Source organism: Vreelandella venusta (assembly GCF_015689495.1).
Lineage (GTDB): Bacteria > Pseudomonadota > Gammaproteobacteria > Pseudomonadales > Halomonadaceae > Vreelandella > Vreelandella venusta.
This window is the reverse complement of sequence record NZ_CP065135.1, coordinates 3,841,151-3,854,502: the sequence shown is the minus strand read 5'-3', so window position 1 is coordinate 3,854,502 and position 13,352 is coordinate 3,841,151. Positions and strand designations below refer to the sequence as shown.

General features: G+C 54.8%; 12 protein-coding genes and 2 riboswitches. Of the genes, 5 read left to right on the top strand and 7 right to left on the bottom strand.

The window, feature by feature from the left end; all coding sequences use genetic code 11:
* Positions 1-5: 5 nt before the first annotated feature.
* Together IR195_RS17915 and IR195_RS17910 are read left to right on the top strand one after the other, a co-directional pair.
* Positions 6-1,166, top strand: coding sequence for an efflux RND transporter periplasmic adaptor subunit (locus IR195_RS17915; protein WP_206048222.1), 1,161 nt, complete (start codon positions 6-8; stop codon positions 1,164-1,166).
* On the top strand, positions 1,153-4,251 hold the full coding sequence (locus tag IR195_RS17910; protein WP_206048221.1) for an efflux RND transporter permease subunit: 3,099 nt from the start codon (positions 1,153-1,155) through the stop codon (positions 4,249-4,251). The genes IR195_RS17915 and IR195_RS17910 overlap by 14 nt, the downstream gene beginning before the upstream one ends.
* Before the next feature lie 68 nt (positions 4,252-4,319).
* Here IR195_RS17910 and IR195_RS17905 read toward each other — a convergent pair whose 3' ends face one another.
* From IR195_RS17905 to IR195_RS17880, 6 genes are all read right to left on the bottom strand, one after another.
* Entirely contained in the window at positions 4,320-5,081 is a 762-nt protein-coding gene (locus IR195_RS17905; protein WP_198350388.1) for a M15 family metallopeptidase, read from the bottom strand.
* A 33-nt stretch (positions 5,082-5,114) separates the two neighbouring features.
* Positions 5,115-6,392: a TRAP transporter large permease gene (locus tag IR195_RS17900; RefSeq protein WP_206048220.1), complete on the bottom strand. Its 1,278-nt coding sequence runs from the start codon at positions 6,390-6,392 to the stop codon at positions 5,115-5,117.
* A complete protein-coding gene (locus IR195_RS17895; RefSeq protein WP_120386249.1) occupies positions 6,389-6,880 on the bottom strand; it encodes a TRAP transporter small permease in 492 nt (163 codons plus the stop codon). Before IR195_RS17895 ends, IR195_RS17900 begins: the two co-directional genes overlap by 4 nt.
* A 125-nt stretch (positions 6,881-7,005) precedes the next feature.
* Complete coding sequence (dctP, locus tag IR195_RS17890; protein ID WP_206048219.1) at positions 7,006-8,052, bottom strand: TRAP transporter substrate-binding protein DctP; 1,047 nt, start codon at positions 8,050-8,052, stop codon at positions 7,006-7,008.
* A gap of 125 nt (positions 8,053-8,177) precedes the next feature.
* A complete protein-coding gene (locus IR195_RS17885; RefSeq protein WP_125752009.1) occupies positions 8,178-9,104 on the bottom strand; it encodes a LysR family transcriptional regulator in 927 nt (308 codons plus the stop codon).
* A gap of 67 nt (positions 9,105-9,171) precedes the next feature.
* The gene (locus IR195_RS17880) at positions 9,172-10,422 is read right to left on the bottom strand and encodes a D-amino acid dehydrogenase (protein WP_125752006.1); all 1,251 of its coding nucleotides are present in this window, start codon (positions 10,420-10,422) and stop codon (positions 9,172-9,174) included.
* A gap of 55 nt (positions 10,423-10,477) precedes the next feature.
* Positions 10,478-10,585, bottom strand: a riboswitch (glycine riboswitch).
* 23 nt (positions 10,586-10,608) lie between these two features.
* Positions 10,609-10,699, bottom strand: a riboswitch (glycine riboswitch).
* A gap of 169 nt (positions 10,700-10,868) precedes the next feature.
* Between IR195_RS17880 and IR195_RS17875 the strand changes: the two genes are divergently transcribed.
* Together IR195_RS17875 and IR195_RS17870 are read left to right on the top strand one after the other, a co-directional pair.
* Positions 10,869-11,162 (top strand): hypothetical protein, encoded by a 294-nt coding sequence (locus IR195_RS17875; protein WP_206048218.1) that lies wholly within the window; start codon positions 10,869-10,871, stop codon positions 11,160-11,162.
* A 109-nt stretch (positions 11,163-11,271) separates the two neighbouring features.
* Positions 11,272-11,799, top strand: coding sequence for an HPP family protein (locus tag IR195_RS17870; protein WP_125752000.1), 528 nt, complete (start codon positions 11,272-11,274; stop codon positions 11,797-11,799).
* Here IR195_RS17870 and IR195_RS17865 read toward each other — a convergent pair.
* Entirely contained in the window at positions 11,790-12,374 is a 585-nt protein-coding gene (locus IR195_RS17865) for a gamma-glutamylcyclotransferase (protein WP_206048217.1), read from the bottom strand. The two genes, IR195_RS17870 and IR195_RS17865, sit on opposite strands and share 10 nt — an antisense overlap.
* A 94-nt stretch (positions 12,375-12,468) precedes the next feature.
* Between IR195_RS17865 and IR195_RS17860 the strand changes: the two genes are divergently transcribed.
* Positions 12,469-13,335, top strand: coding sequence for a sirohydrochlorin chelatase (locus IR195_RS17860; protein ID WP_206048216.1), 867 nt, complete (start codon positions 12,469-12,471; stop codon positions 13,333-13,335).
* Positions 13,336-13,352 lie beyond the last annotated feature (17 nt).

Genomic DNA, 13,352 nt, shown 5'->3' with positions numbered 1-13,352 from the left:
CCATTATGGACACTTCCTTCAATACTTCCTGGCGCCACCGAAGTCGTGGCACGTTGGCGGCCTTAATTATGATGAGCATCACGGCAGTGGCGGTGGTTGCGCTTACTAGCCAGCACAGTCGTGCCCAGCTGGCGAATCAGCAGGAAACGGATAACGCTTTGTTGCAAGTGGTGACGCAGTCTCTTGCTCACTCCGAACAGCTGGAACGGGACGTGCGCTTAACGGGGCGAGTGGTTGCACGCCAGTCAGTGGCGCTTGCTTTCGAACCCGCTGGCCGTGTTAGCGAAGTGTTGGCTGATAGAGGGAGTGCGGTTGAACAGGGCGATGCGCTGGCGATACTGGATACCCGTCGTCTTGAAAGCCGTTTGGCAGAAGTGGCCGCACGCAGTGAGGAAGCCCGCGCCAGCCTAGCTTTTGCTCAGCGTCAAGAAGAGCGCGAAGCGCAGCTGAATCAAAGTAACTTTGCCAGCCGTACGGCGTTGGACCAAGCGCGCACGGATCGGTTAACGCTTCAAGCCCGCCTTGCCGCACTGACGGCTGAGCGAGACAGCCTTACTGCTGACCTTGAGGACAGCACGTTAAAAGCGCCTTTCGCTGGGCGTGTTATTGAGCGTCATGTCAGCGTTGGTAGTTTAGTGACCAGTGGTACCGCCGCGTTTGAGCTTATCGACGTTGAGCAACTGGAAGCACATTTAGGGTTGCCTGCTCGGTTAGCGTCGACGTTTACACCAGGCGAGACAGTCACGCTCAACGTTAATCACCAGGCTATTGGCGGTGTGGTGCGTGCTCGATTACCCCATATCGACAGCGACAGCCGCACGCAAACGCTGGTTGTCTCGCTTGACGCCTCAAACAGCGCGGTGCCTGGTGATCTCGTTGAGCTTAGCTACGCAGTTGTCGAGCCTGCCAGTGGTTACTGGGTGCCGCTAGATGCCTTACGTGCTGCCGAACGAGGATTGTGGAACGTGTTGGTGGCAGAGCCGCTGGAAGAGGAGCGTTTTCGTGTGGCACGGGCGAGCGTGGAGCTGCTGCACACCGAAGGCGATCAAGCCTTTGTGCGCGGAACCCTTGAGCCAGGAATAAGGCTAATTACTAGCGGCATTCACCGCATCGCCCCGGGGCAGCAGGTCACCCTCAGTGAGGATATGGCTTATGCAGCGGATTGAGTGGTTATTTAACCGGCGTTTAGTGGCATTAACCTTGGGGTTGCTGGTTGTAGCTGGACTATCGGCTATTCAAACGCTTCCTCGGGCAGAAGATCCTCATCTGATTGCACGTATGGCTACTGTGCTTGCGCCGTTTCCCGGCGCTACGCCTGAACAGGTTGAAGCGCTGGTAGCGCGGCCCATTGAGAACGAGCTGCGCACTATTTCTGAAATCCAAGTGCTTGAATCTACGTCGCGCCAGGGCATCGCTGTTATCAGTCTTGAATTAGAAGACGCGGTTGTTGATGTCACCCCCGTATGGAGTCGAGTACGCGATAAGCTAGGCGATATCGCGCCAACCTTGCCAGCCAGTGTGCAGACACCAGAGCTTCTGGATGACCGTGGTTACGCCTTTAGCATAGTGGCTGCCCTGCGCTGGACACTAGATTCTTCGCCCAACCCGCAGTTAATGGAGCGCTACGCCGAACGGCTGGAAGATCAGTTTAGGCGTGTTGCAGGCACGGAATACACCCACCGATTTGGTATCGCAGGGGAGCAGGTCGAAGTTATGGTCGACCCCTTAGAGCTAAATGCACTGGGGCTTTCCGTAGGCCAGCTGGCCGCCGCCATTGAAGCAAGTGATGGCCGTCGCACAGCAGGCGAAGTGGTTACCCAAGGCCATCGGCTAACGGTCGGGTTGAGCGGTGAGTTTAATACGTTAGACAGGTTGCGCGATGTCGACGTGGCTATCCGGCAAGGCCAAACGGTTAAGCTAGGAGAAATTGCCGAGCTGCGTCGCGGCGTGCAGGATCCGCCCGCCGCTATGGCGCTGCTTAACGGTGAACGAGCCGTGTTTGTGGGTGCCCGTATGGCTCCTGGCCAGCGTATTGATGTTTGGGTTGAACGGGCTCAGCAACAGCTAGTGGCGTTTGCTGACGAGTTGCCTGTAGGCCTTGAAATTGAAGTGGTGTTTGAGCAAGCCAGTTACACCAATCAGCGCTTAAGCGATGTCGCTAGCAGCCTGTTGATAGGGTTAGTGCTGGTAGTGGCTATTCTGTTTTTAAGCATGGGTTGGCGCTCGGCGATCACGGTGGGGCTAGCGATTCCCGCTACGGCGCTGCTCACGTTGGCGTTTTTTAAGCCGCTGGGCATTGATATCCACCAAATGAGCATTACCGGCATTATTGTAGCGCTGGGCTTAATGGTAGATAACGCCATTGTCATGACCAACGCCCTTCGGGAGCGCTTCTTGCAAGGGGACTCAGTGGTGGCTGCGACCCGAGATGCCTTGCGCCATTTAGCGGTGCCATTACTCGCCAGCACTCTGACCACTATTCTGGCATTTATGCCAATTGTGCTAATGCCAGGGCCCGCCGGGGAGTTCGTAGGGCCGCTAGCCATGGCCGTCATGGTGGCGCTGGTGAGTTCTTACTTGGTATCGCTGCTGTTAGTGCCAGCGCTTTCGCCGATGCTGCTGGCTAACGTGGCGCAGAAACCGTCGGGCTTACAAGATAACGTGATTAAGCGTGGTTTTCGGCGTGTCGTAGGTAGTGCGCTGCGTCATCCGGTGGCTGCCATGATCATTACCTTATGCGTGCCTGTGAGCGGTATCGCGCTAATGCCAACGTTAGACGTCGCGTTTTTTCCACCGGCAGACCGTGACCAATTTCACATTGAAGTACGTCTGCCCCCGGCTAGCAGTATCGCCAATACCGCAGCGTTGGCCGATGAGGCTGTCACCCTTATTCGAGAGCTGCCGGGCATCAAACGAGTATCTGCATTTATCGGCGAAAGCGCCCCCATGATGTATTACAACGTATTGACCAATGAGGATAACAACCCAGCGTTTTTACACTTGATTGTCGATACCGAATCGTTAGCGGTGACGAATCAGCGGGTGCCCATGTTGCAGCAGATGCTTGATCAACACTTTCCTCAGGCGCAAAGCGTGGTGCGTAAGTATGAGCAGGGGCCTCCGTTTAAAGCACCGGTTGAACTACGAGTCTATGGCGATGATTTGGACATACTGTCATCGCTGGGGCTTGAACTCGCGAAGCTAATGCATCAGTTGCCGCAGGTGACCCATGTGCGCGCAGGCATGCAGCGCGATTTGCCCAGACTGACGCTGGATATCGACCAAACGGCGCTTCACGATGCAGGTTTAACGCCACAACGCCTGGCGGAACAGGTTGGTGCTGCGCTGTCCGGCCAATCTGCGGGCATGCTGCTGGAAGATACTCAGCAGCTCCCTGTTCGAGTACGGTATGTTGGTGAGTGGCGCACCGATGCTGAACAACTTGCCGCGCTGCGCTTAGTCAGCGATAGCGTCGCAGAGGGGTTGCCACTAGCAGCAGTGGCGGAGGTATCGCTAACGCCAGCCTGGAGCGTGATTACTCGCCGTAATGCCGAACGGGTGCAGTTAGTACAAGGCTACTTGGTGGCCGATGCGTTGCCGGCAGTTTCCACGGCACAGTTAGAGGACGCGTTGCAGAATGCGCTGAAAGCAGGAGAGATCCACCTCCCTTCTGGCTATCGTATTGAAACCGGTGGCGAGGCTGCCGAACGTAGCGAAGCCGTGGGTAACCTGCTGGCCTCAGTGATACTGCTGGTGATTGCCATGGTGGCAACGGTGGTGCTGGCGTTTAATTCCTTTCGCCGCGCTGCCATTGTGTTTATTGCCGGTGCTCAGGCGATGGGCATGGGCATTGTAGCGCTGCTGCTCAGTGGCCATGCATTCGGTTTTGTCATTATTGTTGGCATTATGGGGCTGGTGGGTGTGGCGATTAATGCCACTATTATCATCATTGCTGCGTTTGACGACGATGAAGCTGCACGTCAAGGCGATATTGATGCCATGTTAGCGGTCATTAGCGGCCCCACCAGTCGCCATATTGTCTCAACAACGATCACCACTTTCGCTGGATTAATTCCACTGATGATAGCGGCAGGTGGGTTGTGGCCACCTTTCGCACAAACCGTCGGATTTGGGCTACTTCTGGCAACGCTGGTGTCGTTTTTCTTTACCCCAGCGCTGTATCGGCTTTGGATAGCAAGAGCAAGCTCGTCTATCGGTAGCAAGGATGCGGTAGCAGGAAACGCAATCTGAGCATCCTTGATCAGGGGGAAACTCTAGGCGCGATGCCCTTTAGCTAAAGCGGCATCGTGCCTAGTAAGCTACAGTTGCCGGCGCCAGCGATTCTCAATGGTATCCAGCTCTATCGGGCCGTAATGTGCCTGTTGATGTGACCCGTAGTAGGCCCATAATTGATCGCCGTAGTCGAAGTGCCACCACTCGCTGGGTAGGTTTGTGAAGCCTTGCTGTTGCATGGTGTGGTATAGCAGGCGGCGGTGATCTCGGGCGTTAACTTGCTGAGGCGTTAGCGTTTCCAGGTGCTCGAAATAGTCGCTATGAGAGGCGGGAATCGCTTCATCAAACAGTGTCCCCATATCCAGCGGCAGGCCATCGGCATCACATAGCGTGACATCGACGGCACCACCGGTGAGGTGTGGGCTCGGTTCTAGTGGATTGCGGCTGGGAACCGAAACAAACTCCCTTGTGCGCTCCAGTAGCTCCGCCTCGCTGAGGCCGGGCTGATGATGCTGGATAGCTTCGTGCAGGGTATCAAATAAGTACTGCTGTACCCGCCATGGACGCCAGCCGTCCAGCACGATTAGACCGATCCCTTCGGGCAAGCTGCGCGCTGCGGCGAGTAGCGCCCGATAAACGCCTTCCCGAACGAAACACTCTGGTACCGCGCCGGGAATGCCCAGCCGAGCATAGGCGGGGAATACGCTAATCGGTGCCGGAGCGAGGCTCATTGGCACCAAGCGCTCACCATTATCTTCAATAGATGTTCGGCGTAGCTGTTCCCAGTTTGGAGCTAGGTGGCTGGGTAGAGGCGGTAAGGCCTTCACTAGTGTGTTCAAAGGCATCATGTTATCCAAGCAAAGGATTATTCAAGAAGAGCACTATCCAAACTGTGTAGGCAGCCAAAGTGTGAGTGGCGGAAACAGGATGAGTAGAAGAAGCACCGCAATCGCTGTTAGCACAAAGGGCCAAATGGTTCTGAATAGCGACACTATCTCCAGCCGACTGACCGCGGCGGCGACAAACACGCAGGCGCCCAGCGGCGGGGTAATTAGCGCGATGGTAATGTTAAGCGTGATGATGACACCCAGGTGAATGGGGTCGATGCCCGCCATCATCGCCACCGGCGCAAAGATCGGCGTCAGTAGCATCAGCGCTGACACTTCTTCCATAAACATGCCTGTTATAAAGGTAATGGCACTCAGTAACAGTAGAATCACTACTGCGTTGTCTATGTAAGGAGATAACAGCGAGACAAATTGCGCGGGTACCTGTGCATAGGAGAGTAGCCAGCTAATCGTCGCGGAGGCGGCCATAATCAGGAAAATTGCCGAGGTTAAGCGCGCCGTATCGACAATAGCTTTCCAGCACTCTTTGAAACGCAATCCTCCCAACACGACTCCGCACAACGCGACATAAAGCGCTGTCAACGCGCCCGACTCGGTCGGCGTTACAAAGCCCAGCACAATGCCCGCAACAATAATAAAAGGGGCGATAAGTGCAGGCAGAGCGGCCACAAAGGCTATACCAAGTTGGCTGAGCGAGGGCAACTGACCACTTTTGGGTAGCCGATGGCGCCAGGCATACCAAGCGTTCATGCCCATAAAGGCAACGCCCAGTAGCAGCCCAGGCACGACGCCTGCTAGAAATAGGTTGCCGACCGAGGTATTGGTCAGTGAGGCGTAGAGAATCATAAAGATGCTGGGGGGAATAATCGGGCCGATTAACGAACTGCCAGCGGTCAACCCTGCGGCAAAGGCTCGTGAGTAGCCCTCTTTCTCCATAGCAGGCACTAATAGCGACCCAAGTGCCGAGGTGTCCGCTACCGCTGAGCCATTAACACCTGCGAAGAATACGCTCGACACCACATTGACGTGCCCCATGCCGCCCCGCAAATGCCCTACCATCAGGCGGGCGAGCCCCATCAAGCGTTCGGTTAAGCCGCTGACGTTCATCAGGTTGCCAGCGAAGATAAATAACGGAATCGCCATTAAGGAGAAAACATTGATACCACCAAAGAATTGCTGGGGCAGCATGCGTGGAATCATTGAGGGGTCGACAAACAGAAAGCCGACTATCGCGGTGGTCAGCAAGGCGATAAACAGGGGCAGTCCAAGCAACACGTGGCCCAGGAAAACAACCAGCATAGTGACAATCATAGGTCGTCCTCGATGGTCTTGAGTGGCGCAGGGCCATAAAGAAGCACATGCCAAGCCAGCAGCAAAAAACCAATCGGTAGCGAAAGCAGTGGCACTGTACGGCTAATGCCGAGCCCGGAAGTGGTAAACATACTGACCGACAGCGCATAGCGATAGCTAACCCATGCCCCGCCTGCCGCAATGAGCAGAGTGAGTAGCCATTGGTACACGTTTAGCAGCCGAGCGAAGGGGGCGGGCAGTCGTTTCTCTAACAGACCAACGCGCATATGTCCTCCTTCAGACCAGACAGCGCCAGCTGCAAGCATCACGGTGGCGATGATCAAGAAACGTGATAGCTCATCTGTCCAGATAGGCGCGCCACCAGCGATGTAGCGTGCAAACACCCCAAACAGAATAGCCGCAACATTGAGCGATAAAAGTGCGCCCGCCAGGGTTAAGGTAACAGGGCGGCTGATCGCTAAAAGACGGGATCGAAGCGTATTAAACATGGCAGCCTTTCATGAAGCACAGAAACGTTAAGCACGAGAACATTGAGTTGTGGAAATAGGGGCCAGCATGATGCCAGCCCCTGTTGTTTCCATCATTGCAACGGTGACAACGGTGTTAACAGCCGTTAGTCGAGCAGTTCGCTCATGCCTGCATCTTCCAACGCCATATCGATCCAGCGCTGCTCGATATCACGCTCAGCAAGCCACTCAAGGTAGGCAGGCTGGCCGATTTCGCGGAAAGCGGCTAGCTCTTCTTCAGAGGGGCGAATGACTTCCATGCCTTGCTCTTCCAGATAGGCGATACGTGACTCTACTTGCTCCTGATTGTGCTCACGGGCATTGTGATTAGCTTCGGAGACGGCCTCCATAAAAGCGCTACGAAGCTCATCATCCCAGCCTGCGATCATGTCGCTGTTGCCTACCAGGAATTGGTCGGAGTACTGGATATTGGCAAGGGTCAGGTAGTCCTGCACTTCGTAGAGACTGCCTAAGATGATATACATCGGCGGGTTCATTTGGCCGTTAGCCACCCCGGTGCGCAGTGCCATATAGGTCTCTGTCCAGGGGATGGGAGTGCCGGAGGCGCCGAAGGCCTCATAAAGAGCGACCTGGCTAGGATCCATGGCGCGGAAGCGGAGTCCTTCGAAGTCGTCAGGGTGGCTGATCGGCCTTTCGTTATTGGTGAATGCCAGAAAGCCGCCTTCTTCCACAACCGCTAGCATATCGATACCGGCACGCTCCTGCAGCGCGTTGCTGACTTCCTGCCAATACTCACCCTCATCGAAGAATGAGTGGGCTGCAGAAAAATCGTCGAACAGAAACGGAATAGCGCTAACGAAGATTTCATCCACAAGAGGTGAGACACCCGCAAATGACGCCACATTGAGCATGGGCGTATTCATGGTTTGTTCCATGCGCTCCTCTTCTTCGCCGAGCATGCTATTTGGATAGAGCGTAAGCTGGATCTCACCGTCAGTTTTTTCGTCTACCAGCGCTTTAAGGTTCTCTGCAAAAACGTGGACAGCGTTCTTTTCCGGGTCTGGGGCTCCGTTGTAACTTAGATTAATCGTAGTCGCTGCAAGCGCGTTCCCTGCCATCAACGCAGAGCCTACTAGGCACGCGGTTATAAGCTGTTTAGGTGCAAAGTAGTGGGGCAGTTTTGCTGGGTACATAGTCAGTCTCCTGGTTTATTGTCGTGAGCTACGGGCGCTGTGGGCGCGTTATTGGATTTATAAGGAGTGCCTACTAGAAGACTATGTATTGAGGTGTTGACTATGCAATACCTAAACTGTGGCTTTTATTGCAACAGTCGTGGTGCATCGGCGGAGAAAAAGCGCATGCCTCTGTGCAAATGATTGATGCAAGTAATTGAGGCTATTGGGAGTTCCTGTCCTTTCAGGCTAACAATTTGTGCCCGCGTACCGTTCATTATTGGGTACTGCATGGGGAGTGTGAAAATCTCACCGCGCTTAATCTCATCCGCTACGGTGAGTTCAGGCATAAACGTAACGCCGATGCCTGAGCGGACGAAATTCTTTAACACCGCAACAGAGTTTGTATGCAGGCGTGCTTCAAGGTGAATGCGCTCCTGATGAGCCACCATATTGACCATTTGCCGCATACCGAAAGGATTGTCCATTAACGCCAGAGGCCACTCCTTTAAGTCGTGCAGCGTAACCGGGCGATTAAGATCACTTAGTGGGTGGTTGGGGGGAACAATGACATCGAGCGGCTGGCGCGTTTCCACATGGCAGAAAAGTTGCGGGTCTACCGGCGGTGCATAAAGCAGCGCTATATCCACCTCGCGATCTTGGAGTAACGACATCGCTTCATTGACACCCGCCATGCGGATTTCAACTTTGATGCCGTCAAACGCTGACATAAAAGTGCCTAACGGGGCGGCGATTAAGTCAGCAATAAACCCTTCTCCCACGGCAATGCGAACTTGCCCTTTCGCGAGACTTTGAAGTGCCATTAGCTGGGAAAGCACCGCTTCTTCTGAAGCCCGCTGAGCATGAAAATGGTGCACTAGTAGCTGGCCCGCGGCGGTGGCGCGCATCCCTCTTCCGTGCCGCTCGCATAGCTGGGTACCCAGCTCTTCTTCTAGTGCTTTTAGTTGGCGGCTAACGGCAGAAGCATCGACATTCAGGTGGGCAGCGGCGCGCCTGAGCGAGCCGCGCCGAATCACTTCATTGAGGTAAGTTAATGCACGCTGGTTAAGCATAAAACACGCCTATGTTGGGGTGTTTAATATCTTACCCGAAGCCTGCCCGGACTTGTCATGGTTGGCACTAGCTAAGCGGTTGAGGGGCTGGCTCGCGGAGGATGTTTTTCTCCTCTACCGCGTCCGCCAGCATTTCGGCGGTAATGGCTGACAGTGTCCAGCCTAGGTGGCCGTGACCGGTGTTATAGAAAACAGTCGGTAAGCGGCCAGGCCCAACTTTGGGCAGCATATTAGGCAGCATTGGGCGCAGGCCAGCCCAGGGCACTACGCGTTGGGTGCTCACGCCAGGGAAGCACTCTTCTACCCAGCGAACCAGTGGTTGAATGCGGTCGTTGCGTATATCGCGATTCGCGCCGTTAAATTCAGCGGTGCCAGCCACGCGGAAGCGGTTGAGCCCCAAACGGCTGGTCACCAACTTGGTTTCATCGTCTAGCAGGCTGACGGTTGGCGCGGCTTGCTGAGAGGCCTCGTCATCTAGCTGTACGGTGATGGAGTAGCCTTTTACGGGATAGATATTAACGCGATCGCCTAATTTGGCGGCAATGGCGCGGCTGCCAGTTCCCGCACAAACGACCACGCTGTCAAACCGTTGGCTCATGCTGCTGTTATCTACCTTGGCGCTTACCCACGCTCCATGTTCGTCAGCGCCAATATCGTCAATATGGTGGCCATAGTTAAGCTGCACGCCACGCTTGGCGGCTGCTTGAGCGAGGCCGTTGGTATATTTATGGATATCGCCAGTGGCGTCGCTTTCGGTATAGAAACCGCCATAGTAACTGCCCGCTAGGGTTGGCTCGATGGCGCGCATTTCATCCGGCGTAACCGATCTACGTTCAAGGCCGCCTTTCGCTAGCAGCTGCGACACACGGGTGGCGTGATCAAAGCCAGCTTTGTCACGATAGATATGCAAAATGCCTTGCTGCTTAAGATCGAAATCAATTTGCTCGTCTTTCGCCCACTGGAATAAGTGCTCTCGGGCAGCAATGGCTAACCGAGTGGTTTCCGTGGTGTTGTCGGCATAACGGGGAATGGCGGCGATGAACTCTGCAAACCAGCTGAGTTTGTGCCAACTAGGTCGGGGATTGACCAGTAACGGTGCGTCGCTTTTTAGCATCCAGCGCAGGCCTTTAAGCACCGTCGGCCAGTGGTTCCACACTTCAGCATTTGAGGCTGATAGCTGCCCGCCGTTGGCAAATGACGTTTCCATTGCCGCATAGCGGTGTTTCTCAAAAACAGTCACCTCAAAACCACGCTTTGCTAGCGCATAAGCACTTGTAATACCGGTGATCCCACCGCCAATAATAGCAATGCGTTGCATAAGTCTCTCCAGATTGTATGAGCGTCAAGCGATACCCCTAGCAACATTGGCTAGGCGTACCCCTTCCGTCATGGAACCTGAGAGATTCACGCATCTTTGGAGGCGCTTGCTCCTTCGGTGTGCTGAGTGACGCAGTCATCAGCCGCTCTTCGGAAAATGTTAGTAGTTACTGTGTTAGTAAATACCATAACGATAGCGGTCCGGTGGCCTGAGAGTTTCCGGGGTCGTTGCTCCTTCGGCGCTGGTGGCTAGCACCAGTCTCTCCCGCTATTGCTTTAATAAATGACGTTGTAACGCGTCAGTCGAAAAAGTGAAATAGGGTAAACGTCTTAAGGGGAGGACGCAAAGACGCAAAAGAGCGGAGCACGCTGCTTAATGGGCATGCTTTGCAATAGCGTGGTTTTAACTGACAATATCGAAAACCTTATTAGCGATGGAAATAACGCATGCAGGCAAACGGATTTTTTGATGGTGTAGGCGAAGCGATTGGCGATGCTATTCGCGTGGTGGTGGAGTTTTTAGTAGGCTTTTTTGGCAATTTTTTTGGCGCGTTTGATGATTTTATTGATGGTCTAACCCGCTCACTGGGTATCAATGCGTCGTTCTTTAGCATCCTGGTGTTGATAATTGGCTTGTGGCTGTTGTGGCGCGGCTTTCGCGCGCTGCTACGAGGCTCCGTACTCGGGGGCATTGTGCGTATTGTACTGGCGCTGTTTATCCTGTCGTGGTTAATGACGTAGAGAGGGCGAGCGCCCTTGAGTCAGCTTCATTGGCTAAGTGATCAATTGTCATTTGCTTATTTGGTGCATTTTGCCATTATCTGCACTCTTTTTGTGCAGAGAGGGAGCAATGAAAGCTTATCTTGGCAAGATGCGAGGAGAACCAACGGCACGCCGTCCCGTTGGCTGGCAAGATGCCTGCTGGTCGTGGCTGGGCGCTTTTACTGGCATGGCCGTTATATGCTGGCTAAGCACCGCTTGGCTCTCGCAGCAGTTATTAATCGTAGGCTCCTTTGGGGCAACGTCGGTGTTGATTTATGCCGCGCCTGAAAGCCCGTTCGCCCAGCCAAGCCATGTACTGTTTGGCAGTGTTTTGTCGGCGCTGGTGGGGGTGGGTTGCTACCAATTGTTGGGTGCTACGCCTATCTCGATGGCACTAGCGGTGTCGCTTTCCATACTGGTGATGCAGCTAACACACACCGTACACCCACCAGGGGCTGCCGCTGCGCTGATTGCGGTAGCCGGTGGGGCAAGTGTCCACAAACTTGGCTGGTGGTATCCGCTGATCCCCATTGGCGCTGGGTGCGTGGTCATGCTGGTAGTAGCCATTTTAGTGAATAATTTAGCGCGCCATCGCCGTTACCCACGTTATTGGTAGCGTTGTAGCTGCTCCTCAATGGCGAAAACGTGCGCATCGTCTGTGCCTAATTCGCGTAACGCCTGGGCTAAGTTCAGTAAGTAAGCTTTATTCGAGCCGCTCGGGCCATGGGAATAGGCAATTTGGTGTGCAATATCATCCAACGATGCCTCACCCAGAAAGGCTGGGTTATCTTCAGTAGCTAAGTAAATTAGCCCTTCCGTTGTTGCCTTTGCTGTTTGCACGTTACCCCGCTGTGTTAGAAAAGTGAGCGGCACTTTTTCACGCAGGTAGCCGTTCTTTTCACGTACATCCAGCGATGCCAGCACATCGGGTGTAATGCGGTATGCCATGCCGTGACATACTTCCCCTTGGGCACGAATCAGCGTAGCGACGCGACCCGGTGCGTCAGGCGTGCCACGGTGGTCGTGGGAGCCTTGCCAAAAACGCCGCGCCCAGCCGGTAATGTAGGCAGGCTGACGTTCCAGGTAGGCAAAGTCGGCCTTCCAGATCAGCGAGCCATAACCAAAAAGCCAGATATCGGTATGGCCATCGAAGAAGTTTCTTTGCTGGTTCAGGGCGGTAGTATCAAACATCGCTATCAAGCATCATGAGTACGGTTCATCGGTTAAAGCGCCCATCTTATCATGCCTTTAGTGATTACTTACTTGACCATCTCCGGAGACCGACATGCGCGCTATTTTTCTCGTCGATAACGGCTCATTACGGCCTCAGGCAACCCATAATCTGCGCCGCGTAGCGTTTGCACTCAGCCAGCAGCTAGGCGAAACCGTGCAGGCGGCTTCCTTGCTGCACTCCAATAAAATCCCTCCCGACGAGGTCGACGGCATCCCTGCGATGACTCTGGGCCCAGCTGTTGAGCGCAGTGCCGAGAATGGGGCGACAGAGATCATTGTGCTGCCGTTTTTCTTTGGCCCAAGCAAAGCACTGACGGGCTACTTGCCAGAGCGCATGGCAGCACTGCAGGCGCGGTTTCCTCAGGTGAGCGTTCGGGTGGCCCAGCCGCTGGTGGATGAGCGGGGCAATAATGACCTGCGCTTAGCCAAGCTGTTGGCCGACAACGTGCGCGACAAGTACCAGGCGGGAGCGACGCCGCATGTGGCGCTGGTCGATCACGGTAGTCCGATCCCTGACGTAACCGCCGTGCGCAACCGCTTGGCGGGACAGCTTAGTGTACTGCTTGGTGATGACGTGGCCTGTGTGGCGGCAGCCTCGATGGAGCGTCGTGAGGGTGACGAATATCGCTTTAACGAGCCGCTTTTAGCGCATCTGCTGGATACGCCGGAGTTCCAAACAGGCCCGGTCATCCTAGCGATGCTGTTTCTCTCGCCTGGGCGTCATGCGGGGGAAGGTGGCGATATCGCTGAGATTTGTGCCGCCGCTGAGCAGCGCCATCCAGGTTTGAGTGTGACAACCACCGCACTGGTTGGCGAACATCCTGACATTGTCGCGATACTGCACACCCGGCTGCGCCAAGCGCTTGATGGTGAACGTTTTCTACTCGAACTTCCGGCGACGCTAGACAACGCGCACTAGGTGGGAGGTGTAACGCT

Bases quoted from the DNA above. Each gene is read 5' to 3' on its own strand.
- IR195_RS17895 (WP_120386249.1), bottom strand. From the start codon at position 6,880: ATGTTTAATACGCTTCGATCCCGTCTTTTAGCGATCAGCCGCCCTGTT.
- IR195_RS17900 (WP_206048220.1), bottom strand. From the start codon at position 6,392: ATGATTGTCACTATGCTGGTTGTTTTCCTGGGCCACGTGTTGCTTGGA.
- IR195_RS17905 (WP_198350388.1), bottom strand. From the start codon at position 5,081: ATGATGCCTTTGAACACACTAGTGAAGGCCTTACCGCCTCTACCCAGC.
- dctP (WP_206048219.1), bottom strand. From the start codon at position 8,052: ATGTACCCAGCAAAACTGCCCCACTACTTTGCACCTAAACAGCTTATA.
- IR195_RS17865 (WP_206048217.1), bottom strand. From the start codon at position 12,374: ATGTTTGATACTACCGCCCTGAACCAGCAAAGAAACTTCTTCGATGGC.
- IR195_RS17870 (WP_125752000.1), top strand. From the start codon at position 11,272: ATGAAAGCTTATCTTGGCAAGATGCGAGGAGAACCAACGGCACGCCGT.
- IR195_RS17875 (WP_206048218.1), top strand. From the start codon at position 10,869: ATGCAGGCAAACGGATTTTTTGATGGTGTAGGCGAAGCGATTGGCGAT.
- IR195_RS17860 (WP_206048216.1), top strand. From the start codon at position 12,469: ATGCGCGCTATTTTTCTCGTCGATAACGGCTCATTACGGCCTCAGGCA.
- IR195_RS17885 (WP_125752009.1), bottom strand. From the start codon at position 9,104: ATGCTTAACCAGCGTGCATTAACTTACCTCAATGAAGTGATTCGGCGC.
- IR195_RS17915 (WP_206048222.1), top strand. From the start codon at position 6: ATGGACACTTCCTTCAATACTTCCTGGCGCCACCGAAGTCGTGGCACG.
- IR195_RS17880 (WP_125752006.1), bottom strand. From the start codon at position 10,422: ATGCAACGCATTGCTATTATTGGCGGTGGGATCACCGGTATTACAAGT.
- IR195_RS17910 (WP_206048221.1), top strand. From the start codon at position 1,153: ATGCAGCGGATTGAGTGGTTATTTAACCGGCGTTTAGTGGCATTAACC.